Here is a 25,723-nt window from a genome sequence, read left to right as displayed (position 1 = left end):
CGACCACCGAAACCCGGTGCCCCGGCCCGCCCGTGCGGGCCGGGGCACCGTCCCGCGGTCTCAGCCGGTCATCGCCCCGGAGTCCTTCACTTCCTCGGTGAGGTCCCCGACCTCCTGGGCGGGCGGTGTCACGATCTCCTTCGTGGCGCCGAACTTGTCGAAGTCCATGGTGACCGTCATGGCGCCGAACTCCTGCGTCAGGCGCACCGGCAGGTCCTTCTCGCCCACCCAGATGTCCATGGTGATCGAGTCGCTGCCGGCGGAGTTGAGCATGCTGTCGGCGCCGCTGAAGGCGTCCTTGAACTTGCCCATGTCCTCCCCGTCGAGCACAGCGCGGTAGTGCGTCGTGGGCTTGCCGTTGACGGTCTCCGGGCCGAGGTCCTCGACGTCGCTGGCGTACTTCAGACCCTTCATGGAGTCCGCCGGGCTGGCCCCGCCGCCGGCCCCGCTGAACGCGGCGGCGCCGGACTCGCCGAAGATCGCCGATCCGTCGATCTTCATCCATTCCTTGCCCGCGAGCGGGCCGGCGGGCTGCGGGGCGATGTCGTAGTAGTAGGCGCCGTCCACGAACAGGGTGCGCACGGTCGGGGAGTCCGTGAGGTCCTGCATCTGCACGGCCTCGGTGTCCATCTCGACGTCGAGCGCGTAGCCGTCGCCCCAGGAGTACGTGCCGTCCATGGCGATCGGCTCGCCGGTGCCCAGGTCGGTCGTCGTCCTGACCTCGGCGGAGCCCAGCTCCTCGGTCCGGTCGGTGGCCCGCGAGAGCGCCGCCATGATCGTGTCGGCCTTGCTCACCGCCGTGTCGGCCGCCTTCTCGGCGCCCTCGGCCGCCGACTTGGCGCCCTCCGAGCCGCACGCGGTCGCCGCGACCATCGCCGCCGCCGTCAGCCCCACCCAGGCCGCGGTGTACTTCACCTTCATGAGTCCCCACCCGTTGCCGTGTTCCTGTGATTCACCTGTGCCCAGGACTCTACCGGGCGCCACCGACAGCGCCCGGAGAGCGGGCGGCGGCCCGCTTTTTCGCCCCGGTCCCTGCGGTTCCCGTACGCCTCAATGGGCCCGTCCCTGAAGGAGCGTGATGCGCTTTCCGGGTGTTCCATGGGTCCTGCTCAACGGTTTCCGTAGGTAAACACCCATTGACGCAGCGGTTTTCGTCGGTATTCCATCTGGCGTCGGGAGCGGACGAGAACCACGTACGACCAAGCCGCCGGAGGCGATAGCGCTCCCGCCCGAACCACGCCGCACGAGTCGATCGGAACCGCTCCATGACCGACACGCTCCGCCCCGCCGAGACCGCCGCCGCGCCCCCGGACGTCCCGGCCCCTCCGGAGTCCCGGACCCTCAAGCGCTCCATCGGCGTCGTAGGCGGCACCCTGCTGACGCTCTCGTGCGTGACTCCCGCATCCACGCTCTTCGTGGTCGTGCCCGACCTGTTCGGCTCCCTCGGCACCGCCACCGCCCTGACGATCGCCATCGGCTCCCTCCTGTGCGTCGCCGTGGCCTTCTGCTACTCCGAGCTGGGCACGCTCATCCCCAGCGCGGGCGGCGAGTACGCCATGGTGTCGACGATGGCCGGGCGGCTGGCGGGCTGGCTGGTCTTCGTGCTCTCCCTGCTGGTCGTGATGGTCGTGCCGCCGGTCATCGCGATGGGCACCGCCGACTACCTCGAACCGGTCGTGCGCCTCGACCCGTCCCTCGCGGGCGCCGGCGTCATGCTGCTCGCCACCCTCGCCGGGCTGCTCGACCTGCGCGCCAACGCCTGGATCACCGGCGTCTTCCTGGTCCTGGAGGTCATCGCCGCGGCCGTCGTCGCGGTGCTGGGCTTCGCCCACGCCGAGCGCGGCCCGGGCAGCCTCGCCTCCATGGAGGTGGCCGGCGCGGACGGCGGCGCGGACCCCGTGACGGCCTTGCTGGTCGTCTCCGGGCTGGCCATCGCCCTCTTCGTCACCCAGGGCTTCTCCACCGCCGTCTACCTCTCCGAGGAACTGGAGGACCCGCGCCGCAACGTCGCCCGCACGGTCCTCGCCACCCTCGGCATCTCCGCCGTGATCATCCTGGTCCCGGTCGTCGCCATCACCCTCGGCGCCTCCGACCTCGCGGAACTGTCCGGCGGCGACATCGGTTCGATGGTCACCGCCTGGTCCAACTCCGCCGTCGGCACCTTCGTCAGCCTCTGCGTGGCCCTCGCGATCGTCAACGCCGGCATCGTCATGGTCATCCAGAACTCCCGCGTCCTGTTCGCCTCCGCCCGCGACAAGGCGTGGCCCCGGCCGGTGAACACCGTCTTCGCCAAGCTCGGCCGGTTCGGCTCCCCGTGGGTAGCCACCCTCGCCGTCGGAGTGCCCGGCGCCGCGCTGTGCTTCGTGGACCTCGACACCCTGTACGGCGTCACCGGAGTCTCCGTCACCGGCATGTACCTGCTGGTCGCGGTCGCCGCCCTGCTCGCCCGCCGCGGCTCCCACCGGCACGCGCACGCGTGGCGCATGCCCCTGTGGCCCGCGGTGCCGGTTCTGCTGATCGCGGTGCTCGCCTACATCCTGACCCAGCAGGAGACCAGCCACCTGCTGTGGACCGGCGGCATCACCGCCGTCGCCACCCTGTACTGGGCCCTGTACCTGCGCCCGCGCCGCGACACCCGCTGGCTGGTGACCGTCCCCGAGGACGTCAGGGAGCCGGAGCCGTCCCGGCCGTGACCGCCGCCGTCCCGGAACCCCGGTCCCGCGACCGCCCGGACGTGATCCGGCCGCAACTCCCCCTACCGCGTCCGCGGTACGCGACGCCCGCCGCGTACTTCCCCGGGAGGGGCGGAGGTTCGGCCCCGGGGCTGCCCCCGATGTCGGCGGCGGCCCGTACCGTTGACGCATGGATCTTCGACTGCCCCGCGTGCGAGGGCTGGTACGGGGGCCGCGGCGGATGCTCGCCGCCGCGGCCGCCGTCGTCGTGCTCGCCGGCGCCGGGACCTGGACGGCCGTCGCCGGTGACGAACCGCCCCCGGTGCACCGCTCGGACCGGGTCGTGGCCGTGGGCGACGGAGTGCGCCTGGACACCTCGTACTTCACGGCCGGCTCCGACGGCCGCCGCCCGGCCGTCCTGCTCGCGCACGGCTTCGGCGGCAGCAAGGCCGACCTGCGGGACCAGGCGGAGGACCTGGCCCGCGACGGGTACGCGGTCCTGACCTGGTCGGCGCGCGGCTTCGGCGAGTCCACCGGGAAGATCGGGCTGAACGCCCCCGACGGCGAGGTCGCCGACGTCTCCCGGCTGATCGACTGGCTGGCCGAGCGGCCCGAGGTCCGGCTGGACGGGAAGGGCGACCCGCGCGTGGGCGTGGCCGGCGGCTCCTACGGCGGCGCGGTCTCGCTGCTGGCCGCCGGGTACGACGACCGGGTCGACGCGATCGCCCCGGCCGTCACCTACTGGAACCTCTCGGACGCCCTCTTCCCGAACGGCGTCTTCAAGAAGCTCTGGGCCGGCATCTTCGTCAACCTGGGCGGCGGCTGCGACCGGTTCGAGGACCAGCTGTGCCGCATGTACCAGCGCGTCGCCGAGTCCGGGAAGCCGGACGCCGAGGCCACGGCTCTCCTCGACGAGCGCAGCCCGCAGGCCGTCGCCGACCGCATCGACGTGCCCACCCTGCTGGTGCAGGGCCAGACCGACTCCCTCTTCCCGCTGGGCCAGGCCGACCTGGCCGCCGAGGCGATCCGGGACAACGGCGCCCCGGTGGCCGTCGACTGGATCGCGGGCGGGCACGACGGCGGCGACCTGGAGACCGACCGCGTCGAGGCCCGAATCGGGGCGTGGTTCGACCGCCACCTGAAGGACGACGCGTCGGCCGGCACCGGTCCCGCCTTCCGCGTCACCCGCACCGTCGGCACCGGCAGCGGCGACGGCGAGCCCCGCCTGGAGGGCGTGAGCGCCGACTCCTACCCCGGTCTGGACAGCGAGCCGCGCGCGATCGGACTGCGCGGCCGCGAGCAGTCCTTCGACAACCCGGCCGGCGCCAGCCCGCCCGCCGTCTCCGCCCTGCCCGGCATCGGCGGGTCCGGCGGGCTCTCCCAGCTCTCCTCCCTCGGCATCGGCGTCTCCCTCGACTTCCCCGGCCAGCACGCCGCCTTCGAGTCGGCGCCGCTGGAGGAGGACCTCCGGATCACCGGCTCGCCGACCGCGACCGTGCACGTGGAGTCCACCCGGGACGAGGCCGTGCTCTTCGCCAAGGTGTACGACGTCGGACCCGGTGGCGCCCAGCCGGTGCTCCCCTCCCAGCTGGTCACGCCCGTCCGGGTGGACGACATCGGCGACGGCGGGGACGTGAGGCTCACCCTGCCCGCGATCGACCACGAGGTGGAGCGCGGCCACCGACTGCGCCTGGTCCTGTCCTCCACCGACCTCGGCTACGCCTCCCCGGCCGCCCCCGCCACGTACACCGTCTCCCTGAAGGGCGGCCTGTCGGTCCCGGCGGGCCTCGGCGACACCGGCCAGGTGGCCGGGCTGCCCGCCTGGGTCTGGTGGGCGCCGCTCGCGGGCGCGGCGCTGGCCGCGGCCCTGCTGCTGACCGCCCGCCGCCGCACCACGGCGCCGCCGCCCGACCCCGCGCTGTCCGGCGTACCGCTCCAGATCACCGGCCTGACCAAGCGGTACGGCAAGTCCGGCGACCGGTATGCCGTCCGGGACCTGTCCTTCCGCGTGGAGCAGGGCCAGGTGCTCGGCCTGCTCGGGCCGAACGGGGCGGGCAAGACGACCACCCTGCGCATGCTGATGGGCCTGATCACCCCGGACGGCGGCGAGATCCGCGTCTTCGGGCACGCCATCGCGCCCGGCGCCCCGGTGCTCTCCCGCGTCGGCGCGTTCGTCGAGGGCGCGGGGTTCCTGCCGCACCTGTCCGGCCGGGAGAACCTGGAGCTGTACTGGCGGGCCACCGGCCGCCCGCCCGAGGACGCCCACCTCGACGAGGCCCTGGAGATCGCCGGGCTCGGCGACGCGCTCGCCCGCGCGGTGCGCACCTACTCCCAGGGCATGCGCCAGCGCCTGGCCATCGCCCAGGCCATGCTGGGCCTGCCCGACCTGCTGATCCTGGACGAACCGACCAACGGCCTGGACCCGCCGCAGATCCGCGAGATGCGCGAGGTGATGATCCGTTACGCGGCGGCCGGCCGCACGGTGATCGTCTCCAGCCACCTGCTGTCCGAGGTCGAGCAGAGCTGCACCCACCTGGTGGTCATGGACCACGGGCGGCTGGTGCAGGCGGGCCCGGTCGGCGAGATCGTCGGCTCCGGCGACACGCTGCTGGTGGGCACCTCGGCGGCGGTCGACGCGCCCCTGGCCGACAAGGTGGCCGCGCTGCCGGGCGTGTCCTCGGCGGCGGTGGCCGACGGCGGCCTGCTGGTCCGCCTCGGACCGGACGGCACCGCCCGGGACCTGATCGCCGAACTCGTCCGCCTGGACGTGCCCGTGGAGTCGGTGGGCCCCCACCGACGCCTCGAGGACGCCTTCCTCACCCTGATCGGAGACTGAGCATGAGCACGCTGGCCGATCGCGCCGCGCCCGGCGGCCCCCGGGAGGTCGCCGAGGGCTACCGCGCGGGCCGCACGCTGCCCGTGCGGGTGGAGCTGGTCCGGCAGCTGAAGCGGCGGCGCACGCTCGTGATGGGCGGCATCCTGTTCGCCCTGCCGTTCGTCCTGCTCGTCGCCTTCCGGATCGGCGGGGAACCGGGCGGGGCGAACAACCAGATCAGCCTCATGGACTCGGCCACCGCGTCGGGGGCGAACTTCGCCGCGGTGAACCTGTTCGCCTCCGCGGGTTTCCTCCTCGTCGTGCCCGTCGCCCTGTTCTTCGGGGACACGGTCGCCTCGGAGGCCGGCTGGTCCTCCCTGCGCTACCTGCTGGCGGCGCCGGTGCCCCGCGCCCGCCTGCTCTGGTCCAAGCTGGTCGTCGCCCTCACCCTCAGCCTGGCCGCGATGGTGCTGCTGCCGCTGACCGCGCTGGCCGTGGGCACGGCCGCCTACGGCTGGGGGCCGCTGGAGCTGCCCACCGGCGGCAGCCTGTCCACCGGCACCGCGGCCGAGCGCCTGGCCATCACGGTGGCGTACGTCTTCGTCTCGCAACTGGTCACCGCCGCGCTGGCGTTCTGGCTGTCCACCAAGACGGACGCCCCGCTCGGCGCGGTCGGCGGCGCGGTCGGCCTGACCATCATCGGCAACGTCCTGGACGAGGTGACAGCCCTCGGCGGCTGGCGCGACCTCCTGCCCGCGCACTGGCAGTACGCCTGGCTCGACACGGTCCGTCCCGAGCTGGACTGGACCCGTCTGATCCAGGGCACGTCGCTGTCGCTGACGTACGCCCTGGTCCTCTTCGCCCTGGCCTTCCGGGGCTTCGCCCGCAAGGACGTGGTGTCCTAGCGCCCGACTCCCACGCCCCGGCAGGACGGGCAGACCTCGGCGAGGTCACCGGAGGATCACCCACCGGTCTCGGCGGCCCGTCGCCGTGCCCGCTTCGAGACGCACCCGTGACGTCCCGTGCCGCACGTTCCGCCCTCCCGCGCCGTCACAGTCACGTACACCGGCGTCAACGGGACCAGGGGGCACGGAAGATGAGGCGTCACCGGACACGAGGGCCGATCGGCGCGCTGCTCGCGCTCACCGCGGCGGGCGGCCTGCTGCTCACCGGCTGCGGGGGAGGCGACGACGCGGCGCGGGGCGCGAAGGACACAGCGGTGGACTCCCGGGGCGGGAACTCCGCGCCGATGCCCGCACCCGACCGACCGCGCGGCGAGGGCGGACAGCGCTACGACGGGGGCGCGAGCACCGGCGGGACGGGAGACTCCCGGGAGATCGCCCCCGAGCCGGACCTCCTCTCCACCTTCGCCCTGGACGTCGACACCGCTTCCTACGGTTACGCCCGCCGCACCCTGGCCGAGGGCCGGCTGCCCGACCCGTCGACGGTCCGGCCCGAGGAGTTCGTCAACAGCTTCCGCCAGGACTACGACCGCCCCGACGGCCACGGCTTCACGGTGACCGTGGACGGCGCCCGCACCGACGAGGAGGACTGGTCCCTGGTGCGCGTGGGCCTGGCCACCCGGAGCGCCGAGCAGGAGGGCGAACGCCCGCCGGCCGCCCTGACCTTCGTCATCGACGTCTCCGGCTCCATGGCCGAGCCCGGCCGCCTCGACCTCGCCAAGGAATCCCTCGGCACGATGACCGACCGCCTGCGCGACGACGACTCGGTCGCGCTGGTCACCTTCAGCGACGAGGCCGAGACCGTCCTGCCGATGACCCGGCTCGGCGAGCGCCGCGGCCGGATCCACGACGCCGTCGACAGCCTGGAACCCGCCCAGTCCACCAACCTCGGCGCGGGCGTGGAGGCCGGCTACGACACCGCCGTCGAGGGCCGCCGCGAGGGCGCCACCAACCGCGTCGTCCTCGTCTCCGACGCCCTCGCCAACACTGGCGACACCGACGCGGACGCCATCCTCGAACGCATCGCGGACGAGCGCCGCGAGCACGGCATCACCCTCTTCGGTGTCGGCGTGGGCAGCGACTACGGCGACGCCCTGATGGAACGCCTCGCCGACAAGGGCGACGGCCACACCACGTACGTCTCGACCACCGAGGACGCCCGCGAGGTCTTCTGCGAGCAGCTCCCGCGCCACATCGAGCTGACCGCCCGGGACGCCAAGGCCCAGGTCGCCTTCGACCCGGAGACGGTCGCCGAGTTCCGCCTCGTCGGCTACGACAACCGCCGGGTCGCCGACGAGGACTTCCGCGACGACCGCGTCGACGGCGGCGAGACCGGCCCCGGCCACACCGTCACCGCCCTGTACGCCGTCCGCGTCCGGCCCGGCGCCGACGGCCACCTCGCCACCGCCACCGTCCGCTGGCTCGACCCCGACAGCCGCGCACCGCACGAGGAGTCCGGCGACGTGGAGGCCGGCGACCTCCAGGCCTCGGTGTGGGGGGCGGACCGCGGCCTGCGGGTCACCGCGACCGCCGCCTACTTCGCCGACGCCCTGCGCTCCCCGTACGACGGCGACGGCGCCCTGCCCGGCGCTCCGCGCCTCGGCGAACTCGCCGAACGCGCGGACGCGCTGGCCGACCGGACGGAGGACCCGGAGATCGGCCGGCTCGCCGAGGCCGTCCGGCAGGCGGACCGGCTGACCTGACCCGTACGCCGGTCGACCCCGTTGACCCCTTACGCATGAGTAAGTTTACTCTCAAGTAAGTAAGGGGAACAGGCAGCGCAACACCACTCCGATCCGCGACCGGGAGCCGACATGGGCGTACGCAGGGACCTGAAACGGGCGAGGCAGCGCGGGGACCTGGTCTCCCGGACGCGGACCGAGACCGTCCGGGACGCGCACGGCACCGTCCGCGAGGCCCGCACCGCGCCCCTGGCGTCCCGCCCCACCACGGGCAGCACCGCCGACATCCCGTTCACCAACGCGGCCGAGGCGCCCGGCGCCGTCGTCCTGCGCCGCGAGGTGAACGGCGTCTGGGAGCCGGTCACCGCGGCGGAGTTCGCCCGCGAGGTGACCGCCGTCGCCAAGGGCCTGATCGCCGCCGGTCTGGAACCCGGCGGCCGGGTCGCCGTCATGTCCCGCACCCGCTACGAGTGGACGGTCCTCGACTTCGCGATCTGGACGGCCGGCGGCCAGACCGTCCCCGTGTACGCCACCTCCTCCGCCGACCAGGTCGAATGGATCGTCCGCGACTCCGGCGCCCGCCACGTCGTCACCGAGACCGCCGCGGGCACCGCCACTGTCGTGGCCGCCACGGCCGGACACGACGAGCGCCCGCGCGCCTGGGAACTCGACGCCGGCGCCCTCGCCGACCTCACCGCCCTCGGCCTGGGCGTCACCGACGAGGAGGTCACCAAGCGCCGTACCGCCCTGACCCCGGAGTCGGTGGCGACCGTCTGCTACACCTCCGGCACCACCGGCCGCCCCAAGGGCTGCGTCCTCACCCACGCCAACCTGCACGCCGAGGCCGCCAACACGGTCGAACTGCTGCACCCGATCTTCAAGGAGGTCACCGGCCAGACCGCCTCGACCCTCCTTTTCCTGCCCCTCGCCCACATCCTGGGCCGCACCATCCAGATCGCCTGCCTGCTGGCCCGCATCGAGCTGGGCCACTTCCCGAGCATCAAGCCCGACGAACTCCGCCCGGCGCTCAAGGAGTTCCGCCCGACCTTCCTGGTCGGTGTTCCCTACCTCTTCGAGAAGATCCACGACACGGGCCGCGCGACCGCCGAGAAGATGGGCCGCGGCGCCTCCTTCGAACGCGCCCACCGCCTCGCCGTCCGCTTCGGCGCGGCCCACCTGGAACGCTTCCTCGGCCGCGGCAAGGGCCCCGCCCCCGCCCTGTGGGCCGGCTGGGCCCTGTACGACCTGCTGGTCTACCGCCGGGTCCGGTCGGAGCTCGGCGGCCGGATGCGCTACGCCATCAGCGGCGGCTCCCCGCTGGAGCGCGACCTCAACCTGTTCTTCTACGCCGCCGGAATCATGGTCTACGAGGGGTACGGCCTCACCGAGACCACGGCCGCCGCCACCATCGTCCCGCCGCTCGGCCCCCGCCCCGGCACCGTCGGCCCGCCGATCCCCGGCGCGGCCGTGCGCATCGCCGACGACGGCGAGGTGCTGGTCAAGGGCGGCATCGTCTTCGGCGCCTACCGGAACAACCCCGGGGCCACCGACGCCGCCCTCACCGACGGCTGGTTCGCCACCGGCGACCTCGGCTCCCTCGACGACGACGGCTACCTCACCATCACCGGGCGCAAGAAGGACCTCCTGGTCACCTCGGGCGGCAAGAACGTCTCCCCGGCCGTCCTGGAGGACCGCCTGCGCAGCCGGCCGCCCGTCGCGCAGTGCCTCGTCGTCGGCGACAACCGGCCCTTCGTCGCCGCCCTGGTCACCCTCGACCCGGACGCCGTCGCCCACTGGCTGGCGGTCCGCAAGCTCCCCGCCGACACCCCGCTGTCCGAGCTCGTCCGGGACGTGCGGATGCGCGCCGACGTCCAGAAGGCCGTCGACCACGCCAACGCCGCCGTCTCCCGCGCCGAGGCCATCCGCGCCTTCCGCATCGTCGACGGCGAGTTCACCGAGGAGAACGGCCTGCTCACCCCGTCCCTGAAGGTGAAGCGGCAGGCCGCGGTGGCCGCCTATGCCGACGAGATCGAGGCGCTGTACGCCGCGCCGGGGCACTGACGCTCGCGGCACCGGCCGACAGCCGGGCACGCGAAAGGGGCGGGCCGCCGATGCGCCCGGCGGCCCGCCCCTCGACCGGTGTCAGCCCTCGCCGTTGGAGGAGAGGATCGAGACGTCCTCCAGCAGGTGGGCCAGCGCGCCGTCGCGCTTGGACTGCGTGGAGTTCTCGGCGCACTGCTGGGTCAGCTCGTCCGACAGGATCGGCACGTCCTGGATCGGCACGAGGCCGATGACGCTGACCGGGATGTCGCTGACCGCGATACAGGGCTTGTTGAACGAGCCCTGGATGAGCGCCATCTGCGGGCTCATGTTGCCGTGGGTCGCCGAGTTGCCGAAGTACTGCGAGGCGCCGTTGCCGTTCGCGGAGACGGGGCCGCTGTCGTCGCCGATCGCCATCGCCTGCGGGGCCGCGGCAGCGGAGGCGCCCATGACGGAGGCGGCGATCGCCGCGTAGGCGACTACCTTCTTGATCATTTGGCCAGTCCTTTCTGAAAAACCCCGTCCACCGGAGCGCCCTGGTCAACTCCGTGTACGCGGCCGGGTTTCTCCCGTTCACTCTGTCGGCGGACACGGGGAAATGTGTACGGGTCCGTGTTTCCCCGCCATTTCCCGGCGTCCTTTCCAGGGGTTTCGAGATGCCGTGCGGGCCAACCGGGTGAACGCCCGCAACCAATCACTCCGCACCGGGTTGATGAGGCCGTAGGACAGTGCGTCGCTACGACGAAAGGAACGCGAAGTGCTCAAGAAGGCAATGGTCGCCGCGGCGGCTGCCGCTTCTGTGATCGGCATGTCCGCTGCTGCCGCCCCTCAGGCCCTGGCCATCGGGGACGACAACGGGCCGGCCGTGGCCAACGGCAACGGCGCCTCGTCGTCGTTCGGCAACTCGGCGACCGACGGCGACATGAGCCCGCAGCTGTCGCTGGTCGAGGGCACGCTGAACAAGCCGTGCGTCGGCCTCGAGGACATCAACGTCGCCGTCATCAACATCGTGCCGATCCAGGACGTGCCGATCCTGTCGGACGACCTGGCGCAGCAGTGCGCGGACAACTCCACGCAGGCCAAGCGGGACGGTGCGATTTCGCACGTCCTGGAGGACCTGTCGGTGCTGTCGGCGAACAGCGAGGGCTGAGCCGTACCCCGCCCGGCACGGGCGGCCCGCTGACTTCCCCGCGGGCCGCCCGTGCCGTGACCGGGCCGGGCTTTTCGCCGGGCGAGCGGAATGACGTCGTCGCTCTCCTGGGGGAACGGTCGGACTGTGTCGTGATGCATCCGGGTGAATTTTCCGGTGTCCCACGTTCGGTAGTTTCCCCGGCCGTCAATTCCTCGTTTGCAGGCTGCAGGTCATGGTGCGAGCCGTCAATGCTGTGCTCGCGCGGTTTCGGCCGTCATTCAGGCATGACCGCAGAGAAGGGAAAGTTCATGAAGAAGAGCGCTGCTGTCGTCGCGGGCGCCATCCTGGCCCTCGGTATGGCCGCCCCGGCCTTCGCCGACGCTGGTGCCGAGGGCGCCGCCGTCGGTTCCCCGGGTGTCCTGTCCGGCAACCTCGTCCAGGTTCCCGTACACGTTCCCGTCAACGTGTGCGGCAACACGGTGGACGTCATCGCCGCCCTGAACCCCGCGTTCGGCAACGCGTGCGAGAACGACTGACGTCGTTCCGCACGGACCGGCTGCGTCACGGCCGGCCTTGACCAACTCGCTTGGTTCGGGGCCGGCTTTCCCTCTTTCTCAAGGCTTGTCCGCAGCCGGTACTCCAGCCATCTCTACCAGCAGGAAGACAACCAGAGTGCGACAGACCCTGAGCAGGGGGATGGTCGCGGCAGCCGCCGCGACGGGCATCCTTTCCCTGTGCGGCAGCCCCGCCCTTGCCGACTCGCATGCGGACGGAGCCGCCAAGAACTCGCCGGGCGTCGCGTCCGGCAACGCCGTCCAGGTCCCGGTCGACGTGCCGGTGAACGCCTGCGGCAACACCGTCGACGTGATCGCCGCACTGAACCCGGCCTTCGGCAACGAGTGCGAGAACAGCTCGGACGAGCACACCGGCGACTCCGGCTCCGGATACGGTTCGGACCAGGACGGCGGGTACGGCGGATCGCACGCCGACGACGTCGGCACCGCCTCCGGCGCCGTCGCGGACGGCGAGGCCGTGGGCTCGCCCGGCGTCGGCTCCGGCAACGCCGCGCAGGTGCCGGTCGACGTGCCGGTGAACCTCTGTGGCAACACCGTCGACGTGATCGCGGCGCTCAACCCGGTCTTCGGCAACTCCTGCGACCAGCAGCAGGAGGAGGAGCCGCCCGGATACGGCGAGGAGGAGCCGCCGCCCCCGACGACTCCGCCCACCGAGGAGAAGCCGCCGCCCCCGGCCGAGGAGGAGGAGCCCCCGCCGTCCGGCGAGGAGGAGACCCCGCCGCCCGCGGGCGAGGAGGAGACCCCGCCGTCTCCGCACGAGGAGCAGCCGCCGGTCCTCGCGGAGACCGGCAGCGAGGCCATGGCGGGCATGGCGGCCGCCAGCGCCGGGCTGATCGCCGCCGGCGCGATCCTGTACCGGCGCAGCCGCCCGGCCGCCCGCCGCTGACCCGCCCCCGACGCCCCCGGCCGACCCCGCACGGTCGACCGGGGGCGCGGTGCTGCCCGGGTGGCCGGGCGCCTCAGTGGCTGCCCGCCCTGTCCTCCTCCGCACGGTCCGCGCGGTCGGGGGAGGGCGCCGGCGCCTGGCGTACGACGCGTGGGTGGGCCGGTGCCGGGGTGCCCGGGTGGGGGCGGGGCCGGCGGTGCGGGCGGGTCAGGAGGCGGGCGGCCACGTGGCGCCCCCACAGGGTCCACAGGGCCCGGCCGGGCGCCCGGTCGTCCGGGGCGTGCCAGGCCAGTTCGCGTCCCTCGGGTGTGGGACGCAGGGCGCTCAGCGGCGCGTAGTTCTCCACCACGAAGGCCCGCCCCGGACGGGGCGCCCCGTCCGGCAGCGGGCGGTGGCTCAGGTCCAGGTGCAGGGCGCGTACGACGTCCAGCCCGGCGGTGTCGGTGAACAGCCGGAACTGGGCGCCCGGACGCGGGTTGAAGTCGAGCAGGTGGTAGCGGCCCGTCGTCCCGCAGCGGCGGAAGTCGAGGTCGAGGATGCCCCGGTAGCCCAGCTCGCCGGTGATCCGCTCGGCGAGCGCCTGCACCCGCGGGTTCGGCGTCCAGCGCCCGACCGCCGTCAGACCGGCGCCCCGCGGCCTGGCGCGGGTCTTGCGGCCGGGCCCGCCCGCGCGGAGCGCGCCCGAACGGTCGGCGTAGCCGTGGAAGAACCAGTCGCGGTCCGGCCCCGGCGGCAGGAACGCCTGGAGCAGCAGCCGGCTGCCGGCCTCCTCGGCCCGTGCGTACAGTTCCCGCGCCTCCCGCGCCGACCGCACCAGCGCGGTGCTGCGCAGGCCGGCGCCCGGCGGCACCAGCCAGGGCCGGCTCCACTTGGCCACCACCGGCAGCCCGAGCCGCCAGGCGGCGCGGGCGGCGTCGTCCGGCCCGTCCGGCACCAGCGTCTCGGGGTGCGGCACGTCCAGCGCCGCGCACACACCCGCCAGCTCCGCCTTGTCGGCCACCCGCCCGGGCAGCGCGCCGGGCAGGTCCGGCAGCAGGTACCGGGGCGCCAGCTCGGCCCGAGCCAGCCCCACCGCGACCGCGCACGCGTCGTCCATCGGAATCAGCACCGCGGGCCGGGCGACCCGCGCGGCGACCCGGCGCAGCGTCGCCACGACGTCGGCGGGCGACGCACCGGGCGGCGGGGGAGTGTGCAGCCGGCTCAGATAGCGGGAGGCTCCGACCGGGCTCCCGGCGCAGTCGGCGACCAGGTGCACCTCGATGCCCGCGCGGCCGAGCGAACGCACGGCACCCAGTGTTCCGTGGTGAAAGGGATTCCGGTCGGTCCGCAGCAGAACGGCGGGGACGCGGGTGTCGAAAAGCGACACGGGAGACTTCCTTCGTTTTCGTTCCGGGTCACCGAAGCGGGCGATCGGCCCACTCGAAAGCCGTAACCGCGGTGGCGTGATGGCATTTCATATGACTGAGTGTCAGTAATGCGTTCACTCAAGGCGAGGAAAGGAGCCGGCATGGCCGTACGTCGGACACGGACCCGGCCGGGGCGGCCGGCGTACGCGGTGGCGGCGGTGCTCGCGGCGGCGGCCCTGCTGGCCGCGGGCCCCCAGGTCGCCGCCGGAGAACCGCCGCCACCCGCACCGGCCCCGCCGGCCGCCCAGGCACCGGCGGCGGCCGCCGCCCCCGCCTTCGGCGCCTACCTCGACTACGGCCCGCGCGGCGTGGCCCGGATGGCGGAGCTGAGCCACTGGCTGGGCGGCGCGGAACTGAGCGTCGGGCACACCTACCTGCCCGGCGACCGCTGGAGCAACATCGCGGGCGCCCCCGGTTTCCTCGACGTGTGGGCCGACTGGCGCACCCGCGAGGCCGACCGGATGCTCGTCCTCAACGTCCCCATGATGGCGCGCAACGAGGAAGGGCTCGACGACGACGAGGTGCGCGCCCTCCTGCGCCAGGGCGCCGCCGGCCGCTTCGACCACCACTACCGCGCCCTCGCCGAACGGCTGGTCGAACTGGGCGTGCCGGACACGGTCCTTGTGCTCGGCTGGGAGATGAACGGCACCACGTACAGCCACCGCTGCGGGCCGGACCCCGAGGCCTGGAAGACGTACTGGAACAGGATCGTCACCACCATGCGCGCGGTGCCGGGACAGAAGTTCCGCTTCGACTTCACGCCGAGCCGCGGCCGGGACGCCATTCCCTGGACCGAGTGCTATCCGGGGGACGCCACGGTCGACATCATCGGCATGGACTCCTACGACCAGCCGCGCGGAATGCCGTTCGACGAACAGGTGACGGAGCCCTACGGGCTCCAGGCGCACGTCGATTTCGCCAAGGCGCACGGCAAGCCCATCTCCTATCCGGAATGGGGACTGTTCCGCAACGGCGACAACGCCGAGTACATGCGGCGCATGCTCGCCTGGATGGACGAGCACAAACCCGTGTACAACACGCTCACCGACTACTGCCCGCACGGCGTGTGGCAGTGCGACGACAACCCCCGGTCCACGGCCGTCTACCGGTCCGTGCTCTTCGGCCGCACCGACGAGCCCGCGCCCGAGGCCCCGGAGCCGACCACCCCCACGGCGCCCACCGCGCCCGAGCCCGCCGCCGACTGCTCGCCGCTGAACCTCGGCGACTGGGTCGAGTACTGGCTCGGCGGGAAGCTCTGCATGCGCCTCGACTGGTACTCGCGCCACAAGTAGCCGCCCGCACCGGGGGCGGCGGGGCCGGTCAGTTCCCGCCGCCACCGGTGCCCTCCTTCCGCTCCCGCCACAGCCGCAGCAGCTCCTTGCCCCGCCGGCGCGCGGCCGCGTCGCACAGGGCCGCCGTGAGCAGCGGGGCCGTGGGCCGCCGGGCCAGCAGCAGCCGCTGGTTCGCCACCGGCTCCGGACGCCAGTGATGCTTGTACGCCTCGTCGCCCCGCAGCAGGCTCAGCGTGGAGCGCCCCGGCGCCCGGGCGTGCTCCGCGCACGCGTCCAGCAGCATCACGGCCACGTCCGCCTTCCGTTCCCGCAGCCGGGGATGGGCGCCGTACAGGTAGCCGCCCGCCAGCCGCCGCGACAGCAGTGTCACGTCCACGGCCACCACCTCGCCGTCCATCCGGAACTCGGTGACCACCGCGTCCCCGGAGCGCACCATCGGCCCCACCGCCCGCACCAGGTGGTCGCGGAACCGCGTCCGCAGGTGCTCGCCGGTCACCTTCCGCCCCTGCCACTGGAGCTGGTGCAGTTCCAGCAGCCGGCGCAGCGCCGGGTCCACCTCGCCGGGCGGGACGGTGCGGCTGACGACACCGAGCGCGTCGAGCCTGCGCAGCTTGGCGCGGACCCGCTGCCGGGACTTGGCCGAGGGCAGCCGGGCGATCAGCTCGGGCAGGGGCGCTGCGGGCAGTTCCAGGCACAGTGAGTCGGGCACCCGGCGCCGCGGCCCGCGCCAGCGGTCCCAGACCCGCTCGGCGGCGGCGCCCGGCCGTACCTCGCGCAGATCGATCAGCGCGGTGCGGGCCGCCCGGGACAGCGCCCCGGCGAGCGCGGCCACCGCGGCGTCCCCGCGTCCGTCGTCCAGCAGGACGTCCCCGTAGTCGGAGATCGCCCCGCCCAGCGGCACCAGCGCCGGGACCGGGCGCCGTACGAGGGTCAGCGGCGCGGCGGCGACCAGTTCGCGGCCGTCGCGGACCAGCAGCACCCGCAGCCGGCCGGGCACCCCGTACGACCGCCACCACGCGTGCAGCCAGGCATGGCTCTGGAACGGGGTCGCCGCCGCGCACCGGTGGTACAGCCGGCCCCAGTCCGCGGCCAGCGCGCCGAAGCGGTCCTCGTCGGTGACCAGTTCCGTCGTGTACACCGGCGGCGGGCACGGCGGCGGGTGCGCGCTCGGGCACGGCGCCCGGTGCGTCGCCGGGTACGTCGTCACAGCTGTCCGCGGACGTCGGCGGCCGGGGCGGGACCGGGCACGGGCGCCGCCGCGCGGCCGGACTCCCGCGCGGCCCGGCGCGGGCGGACCAGCAGCGCCAGGCCGCCCAGCAGCCCGCCCGCGCTCGCGCCGACCAGCCCGGTCACGGCGGCCGGCGCCGATGACGGCTCGGCCGGCTCGGTGGCGCGCGCGAACTGCCGCAGCTCCACGTGGGTGTCGTCGGCGGACGCGGCAGCGTGCCGGGTCAGCGCGAGGGCGACCGCGTTGGCCATGTCGGCGGCCTCCACCGGGCGGGAGGAGGTGGCCGTCACCGAGACCATCGGCGCGTCCGGCGAGGTCGCGGTGCGCACGCTCTCCTCCAGGGTCGCCACCGGCACCCCGGCGTGCATCTGCGCGTCCCCGAGCACCGCGAGCTGGGTGGCGACCCGGCCGTAGGCCTGCGCGAAGCCCAGCGCGGACGCCGGGTCGGACGCGTCGGCGGGGACGGCGACGACGTAACTGGTCGCCGAGTACTGCGCGGTGGTGACCAGGCCGTAGCCGGCGCCGAGCAGCCCCCCGCCGAGGACCCCGGCCACGAGCGCGGACCACGGCGGCAGGGCGCGGACGCGGCGCAGGACGGGACGCAGGGCGGCGAGCGCGCGGCGGGGACGGGAGGGCGGGGCGGCCTCCTCGTCCGGTGCCGCGGGTGCCGCGGCCTCGGCCGGGGGACGGGTCATGGACTCGGTCATGCGGAACTGACTCCCTTCAGTGCCGGGGACAACGGGTGCGTCAGGGCGGCCGCGTACACGTCCACCAGCCGGGCGGCGCTGCGGGTGACGCAGTAGTGGCGGGCGGCCTCGGGCGCGGAACGCGGCCCCGGGCCCGGTCCGGCGGCGGCGCGTACCCCGGCGAGCGCGCGGGCGTAGTCCTCCGCACCGCCGGTGACCCGCCGGGCCGTGGGCGCGGCGTCCGGGGGCAGGTCCTCGATCGCCGGGCAGGACGAGTAGAGCACCGGCAGCCCCGACGCCAGGCCCTCCACGACCGCCAGGCCGAAGGCCTCCTCGGCCGACGGCGCGGCGAGCACGTCCATCGCCGAGGCGAGCGAGGGCAGGTCGGGACCGGGGGAGCCGTCGGGGACGTAGGGGCGTTCGCCGGTGAGCAGGACGCGGTCGGCGACCCCCGCCTCGCGGGCGGTACGGCGCAGGACGTGCTCCTCGGGGCCGCCGCCGACCAGCAGCAGCCAGCAGTCGTCCGGGAGCCGGGCCAGCGCGCGGACCAGCACGTCGAACCGCTTGCCCGGGGTGAGCCGGCCGACGCCGCCGACGACGTACGCGTCCTGGGGCAGGCCGAGGCGGCGGCGGGTGCGCAGGCGGGCGACCGGATCGAAGCGGAAGCGGGCCAGGTCGATGCCGTTGGGGACGACCTCGATGCGGGGCGCGGGTACGCCCCACCGCTTCAGCCGGTCGGCGACGGTGGGCGAGACGGCGACCGTGGCGCTGCCCAGCCGCTCCCCGGCCAGGTACAGCGCGCGGACGCCCGGGGTGAGCGGGCGGCCCTCCATCTGGGAGTGACCGAGGGAGTGTTCGGTGGCGACGACGGCGCGTACGCCGGCCAGGCGGGCGGCGAGGCGGCCGTAGAGGCAGGCCCGGTAGAGGTGGGTGTGGACCAGGTCGTAGCCGCCGGTGCGGATCAGCCGGGTCAGGCGGGGCAGCGCGGCCAGGTCGCGGTTGCCGGCCATGCCCAGGTGGACGACGTCGACGCCGTCGGCCGTCAGACCGTCGGCGACCGGGCCCGGGTTGGTGAGCGTCACGACGTCGCAGTCGACGGGGAGGTGGCGCAGGAGCAGCCGCAGCTGCTGCTCGGCGCCGCCCACGCCGAGGCCGGTGATGACGTGCAGGGCCTTCACCTCACACCCCCGTCGCGGCACGGCGGCGCAGGCGGTGCAGCCGGGTCTTCAGCAGCAGCCGTACGGCCGTGTCCCGCTGCCCCACGTGCACGCGGGGCAGCGCGTGCGGGCCGGTCAGCGGTCCGGGGTCGATGGCGCAGGCGTAGGTGTACCCGGCGGCCCGTACGGCGTCGGCGGCACGCGCGTCGACCGTGCCGTAGGGGTAGCAGAAGCCGGTGACCGGGGCGCCGGTCAGCTCGGTGAGCAGGGCCCGGCTCCCGGCGGTCTCGGCCTTCAGCGTGGCGCCGTCCGCCTCGGTCAGATCGATGTGGGTGAGGCCGTGCGAGCCGATCTCGACGCCCTGGGCCGCGGCGTGCCGGATGCCGTCGGCGGTCAGCAGGGGCTTGCGCGGGCCCAGCGGGTCCCACGCGTTGTCGCCGCCGAGCCGCCCCGGCAGTACGAACAGGGTGGCCCCGCAGCCGTGGCGGCTCAGACAGGGCAGGGCGTGCTCGACGAAGTCGGCGTACCCGTCGTCGAAGGTCAGCCCGACCAGGCCCCGGCCCTCGCCGCGGGCCCGCGCCGCCAGCAACTCGGCCACGGACACCCCCCGCAGACCGCGCCGGCGCAGCCAGCCGAGCTGCGCGTCCAGCCGCTCGGGCGTGACCGTGACGCGGTACGGGTCGTCGGAGACGTCGCCTACGGAGTGGTACATCGCCACCCAGGGAACGGTGTCGGGGCGGGTGGCGGCTCCGGTGCGCGTACGGGGGCCGGTGCGGGCGCGGAAGTCAGCGGTACCGGCGGAGACGGCGGAGGCGGGAGCCGGGACGGAGGCGGAGACGGAAGCGGAAGCGGAAGCTGATGCGGCCATGCGGGAGCCTTCGTGTGACGGGGCGGAGGGAACGGCGGACAGAACCCAGGGCGGGAGCGACGCCCTGGACGCCCAGGGCCAGGCCGAGGACGGCGAAGACGCCGGCGACGGCCGCGGCACCGGCGGCCAGGGCGACGGCGGGGGAGCCGCCGGGACCGGTGAACCGGTCCGCGACCAGCGCGCCCACGACCGTCGCCCCGACCGCCGCCGGTACCGGCCGGCCCAGGTCGCCGAGGACGCGCGGCACGCGCACGGGGACGCTGCGCGGACCCATCCCGGCGAGCAGCAGGGCGGCGGTGACGGTGATGCCGACGGCGTTGGCGGCGGCGATCCCGGCCACGCCCCACGGGACGACGGCGAAGGCGCCGATGCCGGCGGTGGCGGCGATGCCGGCGGCCATCGCGCCGAGCGGGTACCAACTGGCGCGGCCCGCCGAGAAGTAGGAGCGGGCCAGCGCGCCCACCACCGTCTGGCCGAGCAGTCCGAGGGCGTACACGCGCATCACGCCCGCCGTCGCGGCCGTGTCGGCGGCCGTGAACGCGCCGCGCTGGAAGAGCAGCTGGATCATCTGCGGTGCGCAGGCCACGACCGTGGCCGTGCCCAGCAGCACCAGCCCGGCGGCCAGCGCCACGTCCCCCTCCACCCGGTCGCGGGCCCGCTCGGTGTCACCGTCGGCCACCGCCCGCGCCACCACCGGGAAGGTGACCGTGCACAGCATCAGCGACAGGGTCATCGGGATCTGGGCCACCTTCTGCGCGTAGTTCAGGTGCGAGATGGCGCCGGAAGGGAGCCCGGAGGCGAGGAAACGCTCGATGACGACCTGGGACTGCCGGCACAGGGCGAAGAGCAGGACGGTGCCGAACAGGGCGAGGGCGAGGCGGCGGGCCGGGGCGGGGCCGTCCGTGGCGGTGATCGCGGTCCGGGCCGTGCCGGTGCCGTCCCGGTGGCGCAGCTGCCCCAGCAGTGACGGCAGTTGCGCCGCCACCATCAGCACGCCGCCGACCGCGACCCCGACGGCCGCCGAGCGCACCCCCCAGCGCCCGCCGAGCACGAACATCGCGGTGATGATGCCGGTGTTGTAGGCGACGTAGATCGCCGCCGGTGCCAGGAACCGGCGGTGCGCGCGCAGGGCGGCGCTGCAGTACCCGGCCAGCCCGAAGCTCACGACGCAGGTGGCGGTCAGGCGGGTGCAGTCGACGGCCAGGGCGTGGTCGGGCAGGCCGGGGGCCAGGGCCCGCACCAGCACCGGCGCCGCGACGACGGCCAGCGTGCCGGCCGCGGCGAAGGCGAGCGCCAGCCGGGGCAGGGTGGAGGCGACCAGCGCGCGGACCGGGTCGCCGGGGGCGGTGCCCTGCGCGCGGCGGGCCAGGGCAAGGCTGAACATCGGCACCAGCGCGAAGGCCAGCCCGTCCTCGATGAGCAGCGTCGCCGCGAACTCCGGCACCGTCCAGGCCACCAGGAAGGCGTCCGTCTCGCGCCCGGCCCCGAACAGCCGGGCCAGCGCCTGGTCGCGGACCAGCCCGAGCACCGACCCGGCCACCGACAGCACGGCCGTGAGCAGCGCGGCACGGGCGAGGAGGCCCGAGGAGGGCCGGCCCTCGGCGGGCACGGCGGCCTCGGTCTCCTGAGTGTCGACGCTCCGGGCCGCGGGCACCGCCGCCTCGTCCGGGGGGTTTACTGCGGAAGTCTTCACGGGGTCGGCACCTCCCCGGGGCCCGGGCCGGGGCGGTGGCGGCGCGCGCCGGTCCTCGCTCCCAAGACGGCGCGGAGAACCGGACCCACCGCGGGCCACCGTCCCGACCGGGGCTTCCCACCGGGCCGGCGGCCGGCGCGCGGCACTGCTTCGGCGCGCGGCACGGGCTCCGCGCTCGGGGTGCGGGGTGTGCCGGTGCCGCGTCTCGCACCGGGACCGCGTTCCTCGCCCGGGCCGTGTTCCGTACCCGGGCCGTGTTCCGTACCCGGGCCGTGTTCCGTACCCGGGTCGTCTTCCGTACCCGGGCCGTGCTCCGTACCCGGGCCGTGTTCCCGACTCGGCCCGCGTTCCGCACCGGCCCGCGGCACCGTCGCGAGCCCGGGGTCCGCGGCTGCTCCGGCCCAGGTCCCCGCCCCGTCCCCGGCGCCGGCCCGCGTCCCCGTTCGGGCCGCGGTTCCCGCACCGTCCCCCAGCCCCCACCACGCCGCCAGCCCGAAGCACACCGCCGTCAGCACGGTCGAGGGCCCGCCGATGTCGGCGTACGCGAAGTCGGTCAGCTGCCACACCAGCAGCCCGCAGGCGACCAGCGCGCAGTCCTGCCCCGCCCGCCCGGAACGCCGCGCCGCACGCAGCCTCCGCAGCCCGAGCACGAGCAGCGCCAGCCAGCTCCCCGCGAGCGCGAGCAGCCCGATCAGCCCCTGCTCGGCCAGGACCAGCAGGTACATGTTGTGCGGGGACAGCAGCGGCTGCCTGCGGTAGCCCGCGCCGGCGCCGTCGGTCTCGCTGCCCGAGGACAGCGCCAGCGAGGCGTGCCCGTCGCGGTGCTCGGGGAAGCCCTTCAGCCCGACGCCCGTCAGCGGCCGCTCACGCCACATGCCGACGGCCGCCGCCCACATGGTGTACCGGTCGGTCACCGACTGGTCCGGCGCGTCGGCGACCCGGGTGATGCTGCCGAGCCGTTCCTGGAGCATCACCGTGCCGACCCCGAACCCGCCCACCAGCACCACGCCCGCCGCCACCACGGCCGCGCCCACCGCCAGCGCCCGGCGCACCCCGGCGCACAGCAGCTGCGCCGCGCACGTCACCGCCGTCGCGATCCACGCCCCGCGGCTGAACGACAGGGCCAGCGGCAGCAGCAGGACGAGCGCGCACCCCGCGGCGAGCAGCCGCTGCCGCACCGGCGTCCGGCCCAGCGCCAGCCCCACCGCACAGACCAGGCCCAGGGAGACCACCGTGGCCATGCCCATCACGTCCTGTGGCCCGAAGGTGCCCACGGCCCGGACCTGCTCGCCCTGGTAGGAGGCCCCGGTCCCGGTGACGTACTGGTGGACGCCGACCGCTCCCTGCCACGCCGCGAGCCCCACCATCGACCAGGCGAGCAGCCGCACGTCACCGCGGTCCCGGACCAGCAGCAGCACGGCGGCGGGGACGAGGACGAAGACCTGGAGGCAGCGGCCGAGGCCGGTGAACCCCGCCCCCGGCGACAGCGCGCCCGCGGCGGCGACGGCGAGACCGAGCACCGGCAGCCCCAGCACCGCGGCCGCCCTCCCGGACAGGGGGCGCCGCCGGTCCCGTACCAGCCGGACGGCGCAGTACAGCACCGCCAGCCCCGAGGCCGCGTCCGCCGGGTGCGCGCCGTCCGCGCCGTCACCCGCGACCGGCAGGGCGAGCAGCGCGACGACCGCCACCACGGCCAGCACGGGCGGCAGCCGCCGTCGTACGCGCGCCGTGGACGCCAGGGGCAGGGCGTGGGCCACCTCGCTCAGCTCCCCGTCGGACGCACGAGCGCGACGGCCGTGCGCAGGAGGATGCAGACGTCCTGCCACAGCGACCAGTCGTCGATGTAGGCGTTGTCGAAGCGGGCCCGGTCCTCGATGGAGGTGTCGCCGCGCAGCCCGTTGATCTGGGCCAGCCCCGTGATGCCGGCCGGAACCCGGTGCCGGGCGGCGTATCCCGGGTAGGTCTGGCTGAACCGCGCCACGAAGTACGGGCGTTCGGGACGGGGGCCGACCAGGCTCATGTCGCCCCGGAAGACGTTCCACAGCTGGAGCAGCTCGTCGAGCGAGGTACGGCGCAGGAAGCGGCAGAACCAGGGCATCCGCCGCTCGTCCGCCACGCTCCACCGGGTGGCCGACTCGTGCGCGTCGGCCGGGCGGTGGGTGCGGAACTTCAGCAGCGTGAACGGCGCGCCGTCCTTGCCGACGCGCTCCTGCCGGAACACCACGCCCGGACCGCCGACCACCCTGAGCACGGCCGCGCAGACCAGCAGCAGCGGGCTCAGCAGCAGCAACAGCGCCCCGGACACCGCCACGTCCAGCACCCGCTTGCCGGCGCGCCCCGGCCGCCGGGCGTCCGGCTCCAGCCGCCGGCAGGCGAATCCGGCGAGCCGGTCCCGGCCCGCGGACGAGAGGGCGGGGGTGTCGGTGCAGGACGGGGCGTCCGCCTCGACCTCCCACACCACGCACCCCGACTCGGCCAGCGCCCGCAGCATCGCGCCCTGACGGCCGCGCACGGACGGGTGCACGGCCAGCACGTCCCGTACGCCGTTCTGCACGACCGCCCGCCGCACCTCCTCGCCCGTGGTCAGCACGGGCAGGCCGCCCGGGGCGGCGCCGGGCTCCTCGGCCACGAGCCCGACCGGGCGCACCCCGCAACGCGGCTCGCGCAGCACGGCCGAGGCCACGCGCTGCGCGGTCGCCACGGGGCCGACGACGAGGGCGGCGCGCGGGCGGGCCCGCAGCGCGGTACGCCGCCGCCGGTGCACGACGCCCCGGCCCGCGCAGCCCGTCGCCGCGTGCAGGAGGAAACCGAGGAGCAGGGTGCGGGCGGACAGCGCGTGCGGTGGGGCGTACGCCGCGACGAGCGCCCCGAGCGACAGCCAGAGCACCGCGACACGGCCGCACAGGGCGGGCAGGTCGTCCAGCACGCCCGGCAGCCGCCGGGCGGGGCGCGGGCACAGCAGCACTGAGGCGGTGACCAGCAGCACCGCGAGCAGCGGCTGGTGCGGGGCGCCGGTCAGGACCAGCGAACCCGGCAGGGCCGCCGTGCCGTCCGCCACGATCAGCGGCAGCGGGGAGTCCGGCCGCGGAGCGGGACGCCCGGCGGGGAGCCGGAAGCCCGCGGCGCCGGTGCGCCGCGGCAGTAGCGAGACGGGGGAGGCGCCGAGGTCGCGCGGCTGGCCGGCGGGGGTGGGGACGGTGCTTTCCGCGGTCACGGGTGTGTGGACTCCCTGTACTCGGTGGACGCGACGACCGGCCGGCCCACGGGTCTGGGGAGGATGCGCGCCTCGCCCGCCGCCCCGTGTCCGGCCGCTCCGGCCCCGCCGAGGAGGTCGGCGTACACCGCGGCGACCGCGGCGGCGGTGTGGCGTACGTCGTGCGCGGACCGGACGTGCGCGCGCCCCCGCAGTCCCAGCGACGTGCGCAGCGGCGCGTCGAGCAGCAGCCCGCTCACGGCGTCGGCCAGCGCCACCGCGTCCCCGGGCGGCACCAGGCAGTGCGGGACGAGAGCGGGCGGCAGCACCTCGCGGGCCCCGTCCACGCCGGTCATCACCACGGGCCGGCCACAGGCCATCGCCTCCAGCGGGGCCAGCGCCATGCCCTCCCAGCGCGACGGCAGGACGACCAGGTCGGCGGCCCGGTACCAGGGAGCGGCGTCGGCGACGGCACCAGCGAACAGCACCGGAGCGGGGGCCCGTTGGCCCGTCCGTGCCCCGCCACCGGGGACTGCCGCGACGCCGAAGCCGTACGCCGAGGCGCGTGCCGCGAGACGGGCGCGGTCCGGGCCCTCACCGACCAGTGCCAGCCTGGCACCCGGGACCCGGGCGAGCACCGACCCCCAGGCGGCCAGGAGGACGTCCTGGCCCTTCTGCCGGCACAGGCGGCCCACGCACACCACCAGCGGGGCGTCCGGGCCGGCGCCGCACCGCAGCCGGACGGCGTCCACCTCCTGCGCGGTAACGGTGCCGAAGCGGCCGGGGTCGACGCCGTTCGGGATCACCGTCCACCGCCCGCCGATCCCGGCCCGCGCCCCGCGCGACCGCTCCGCCTCGCTCACGCACACCGTGCGCGCCGCCCAGCGCGCGCCCCACCGCTCCCAGCCGAGCGCGAGCGCCGCGGCGGCCCCGCCGACCGCCTCGAACGACCAGGCGTGCGGCTGGAAGACGGTCGGCACCCGCCCCCGTACGGCGAGCCGCACCGCGAGGCCGGCCTTCGAGCTGTGCGCGTGCACGAGAGCGGGCCGCACGTTCCCGATCACGCGGGCGAGCCGCCGTACCTCCGCCGGCAGGGCCGGGCCCGGCGACCGCGTCGCCGGCCAGTGCCGCACGTCGGCGCCCAGCGAACGGAGTCCGGCGGCGAGAGAGCCCCCGTCCGGACAGGCGACCGTGACGCGGAGTCCCGCGGCGAGCTGGGCCCGTGTCAGGTCGGCCACGACTCGGGCGACCCCGCCGTCCACCGGCTGGGTGACGTGCAGAACCCGTGACCGGGAGTCGGTCGGTGGCAGGTGCATACGCGTTTCCTCGCTCACGGAAAATGCTCGGGACGGGCGGAAACGCGCCTCACCGCAGGGAACCGGCTGGTCACCGCCACGTCCGGAGCTCTCGGAGAGTGCCCTCGGTCGATGCCCCGC

At 75.1% G+C, this 25,723-nt stretch carries 19 protein-coding genes and 1 pseudogene; 9 read left to right on the top strand and 11 right to left on the bottom strand.

Annotated elements, in window-relative coordinates; translation table 11 throughout:
• Nucleotides 1-60 precede the first annotated feature (60 nt).
• Nucleotides 61-921: a hypothetical protein gene (locus tag ACFW47_RS03655; RefSeq protein ID WP_386304624.1), complete on the bottom strand. Its 861-nt coding sequence runs from the start codon at nt 919-921 to the stop codon at nt 61-63.
• A 344-nt stretch (nt 922-1,265) separates the two neighbouring features.
• Between ACFW47_RS03655 and ACFW47_RS03650 the strand changes: the two genes are divergently transcribed.
• The 5 genes from ACFW47_RS03650 to ACFW47_RS03630 all read left to right on the top strand — a co-directional run bounded on the left by ACFW47_RS03650 (nt 1,266) and on the right by ACFW47_RS03630 (nt 10,192).
• A complete protein-coding gene (locus ACFW47_RS03650; RefSeq protein ID WP_386304622.1) occupies nt 1,266-2,693 on the top strand; it encodes an APC family permease in 1,428 nt (475 codons plus the stop codon).
• Nucleotides 2,694-2,862: 169 nt separating this feature from the next.
• Entirely contained in the window at nt 2,863-5,508 is a 2,646-nt protein-coding gene (locus tag ACFW47_RS03645; protein ID WP_386304619.1) for an alpha/beta fold hydrolase, read from the top strand.
• 2 nt (nt 5,509-5,510) lie between these two features.
• Entirely contained in the window at nt 5,511-6,392 is an 882-nt protein-coding gene (locus ACFW47_RS03640; RefSeq protein WP_386285815.1) for an ABC transporter permease, read from the top strand.
• 191 nt (nt 6,393-6,583) lie between these two features.
• A complete protein-coding gene (locus ACFW47_RS03635) occupies nt 6,584-8,152 on the top strand; it encodes a von Willebrand factor type A domain-containing protein (protein WP_386304618.1) in 1,569 nt (522 codons plus the stop codon).
• Nucleotides 8,153-8,263: 111 nt separating this feature from the next.
• Nucleotides 8,264-10,192: an AMP-dependent synthetase/ligase gene (locus ACFW47_RS03630; RefSeq protein ID WP_386304615.1), complete on the top strand. Its 1,929-nt coding sequence runs from the start codon at nt 8,264-8,266 to the stop codon at nt 10,190-10,192.
• 81 nt (nt 10,193-10,273) lie between these two features.
• Here the strand turns inward: ACFW47_RS03630 and rdlB are convergent, their stop codons facing one another.
• Nucleotides 10,274-10,666 (bottom strand): rodlin RdlB, encoded by a 393-nt coding sequence (rdlB, locus tag ACFW47_RS03625; RefSeq protein ID WP_210964599.1) that lies wholly within the window; start codon nt 10,664-10,666, stop codon nt 10,274-10,276.
• Between the two features lie 262 nt (nt 10,667-10,928).
• On the opposite strand from rdlB, the gene rdlA reads away from it, so the two are divergent.
• The 3 genes from rdlA to ACFW47_RS03610 all read left to right on the top strand — a co-directional run bounded on the left by rdlA (nt 10,929) and on the right by ACFW47_RS03610 (nt 12,764).
• Complete coding sequence (rdlA, locus tag ACFW47_RS03620) at nt 10,929-11,321, top strand: rodlin RdlA (RefSeq protein ID WP_386285808.1); 393 nt, start codon at nt 10,929-10,931, stop codon at nt 11,319-11,321.
• A gap of 290 nt (nt 11,322-11,611) precedes the next feature.
• Entirely contained in the window at nt 11,612-11,839 is a 228-nt protein-coding gene (gene chpD, locus ACFW47_RS03615) for a chaplin ChpD (RefSeq protein ID WP_386286114.1), read from the top strand.
• A 136-nt stretch (nt 11,840-11,975) separates the two neighbouring features.
• Entirely contained in the window at nt 11,976-12,764 is a 789-nt protein-coding gene (locus tag ACFW47_RS03610; RefSeq protein WP_386285806.1) for a chaplin, read from the top strand.
• 73 nt (nt 12,765-12,837) lie between these two features.
• Here the strand turns inward: ACFW47_RS03610 and ACFW47_RS03605 are convergent, their stop codons facing one another.
• Nucleotides 12,838-14,130, bottom strand: a complete 1,293-nt coding sequence (locus ACFW47_RS03605; RefSeq protein ID WP_386304614.1) for an ATP-grasp domain-containing protein — start codon at nt 14,128-14,130, stop codon at nt 12,838-12,840.
• A gap of 141 nt (nt 14,131-14,271) precedes the next feature.
• Between ACFW47_RS03605 and ACFW47_RS03600 the strand changes: the two genes are divergently transcribed.
• Nucleotides 14,272-15,462, top strand: a complete 1,191-nt coding sequence (locus ACFW47_RS03600; RefSeq protein WP_386304613.1) for a glycoside hydrolase family 26 protein — start codon at nt 14,272-14,274, stop codon at nt 15,460-15,462.
• A gap of 28 nt (nt 15,463-15,490) precedes the next feature.
• Here ACFW47_RS03600 and ACFW47_RS03595 read toward each other — a convergent pair whose 3' ends face one another.
• From ACFW47_RS03595 to ACFW47_RS03560, 8 genes and pseudogenes are all read right to left on the bottom strand, one after another.
• Nucleotides 15,491-16,600, bottom strand: coding sequence for a GNAT family N-acetyltransferase (locus ACFW47_RS03595; RefSeq protein WP_386304611.1), 1,110 nt, complete (start codon nt 16,598-16,600; stop codon nt 15,491-15,493).
• A 65-nt stretch (nt 16,601-16,665) separates the two neighbouring features.
• Nucleotides 16,666-17,397: a lipopolysaccharide biosynthesis protein gene (locus ACFW47_RS03590; RefSeq protein ID WP_386285798.1), complete on the bottom strand. Its 732-nt coding sequence runs from the start codon at nt 17,395-17,397 to the stop codon at nt 16,666-16,668.
• The gene (locus tag ACFW47_RS03585; RefSeq protein ID WP_386285796.1) at nt 17,394-18,554 is read right to left on the bottom strand and encodes a glycosyltransferase; all 1,161 of its coding nucleotides are present in this window, start codon (nt 18,552-18,554) and stop codon (nt 17,394-17,396) included. Before ACFW47_RS03585 ends, ACFW47_RS03590 begins: the two co-directional genes overlap by 4 nt.
• Nucleotide 18,555: 1 nt before the next feature.
• Entirely contained in the window at nt 18,556-19,245 is a 690-nt protein-coding gene (locus ACFW47_RS03580; protein WP_386285794.1) for a polysaccharide deacetylase family protein, read from the bottom strand.
• 73 nt (nt 19,246-19,318) lie between these two features.
• Nucleotides 19,319-21,094 (bottom strand): murein biosynthesis integral membrane protein MurJ, encoded by a 1,776-nt coding sequence (murJ, locus tag ACFW47_RS03575; RefSeq protein ID WP_386304609.1) that lies wholly within the window; start codon nt 21,092-21,094, stop codon nt 19,319-19,321.
• Between the two features lie 449 nt (nt 21,095-21,543).
• Nucleotides 21,544-22,851, bottom strand: a pseudogene (locus ACFW47_RS03570) (O-antigen ligase family protein); the annotation flags it as partial.
• A 5-nt stretch (nt 22,852-22,856) separates the two neighbouring features.
• Nucleotides 22,857-24,308, bottom strand: a complete 1,452-nt coding sequence (locus ACFW47_RS03565; protein ID WP_386285791.1) for an exopolysaccharide biosynthesis polyprenyl glycosylphosphotransferase — start codon at nt 24,306-24,308, stop codon at nt 22,857-22,859.
• Nucleotides 24,305-25,603 carry a glycosyltransferase gene (locus tag ACFW47_RS03560; RefSeq protein WP_386285789.1) on the bottom strand — a complete coding sequence of 433 codons (1,299 nt, stop codon included), beginning with the start codon at nt 25,601-25,603 and terminating at the stop codon, nt 24,305-24,307. The genes ACFW47_RS03565 and ACFW47_RS03560 overlap by 4 nt, the downstream gene beginning before the upstream one ends.
• Nucleotides 25,604-25,723 lie beyond the last annotated feature (120 nt).

The organism is Streptomyces sp. NPDC058796 (assembly GCF_042745235.1).
Taxonomy (GTDB): domain Bacteria; phylum Actinomycetota; class Actinomycetes; order Streptomycetales; family Streptomycetaceae; genus Streptomyces.
This window is presented reverse-complemented; position numbering and strand designations above follow the sequence as displayed.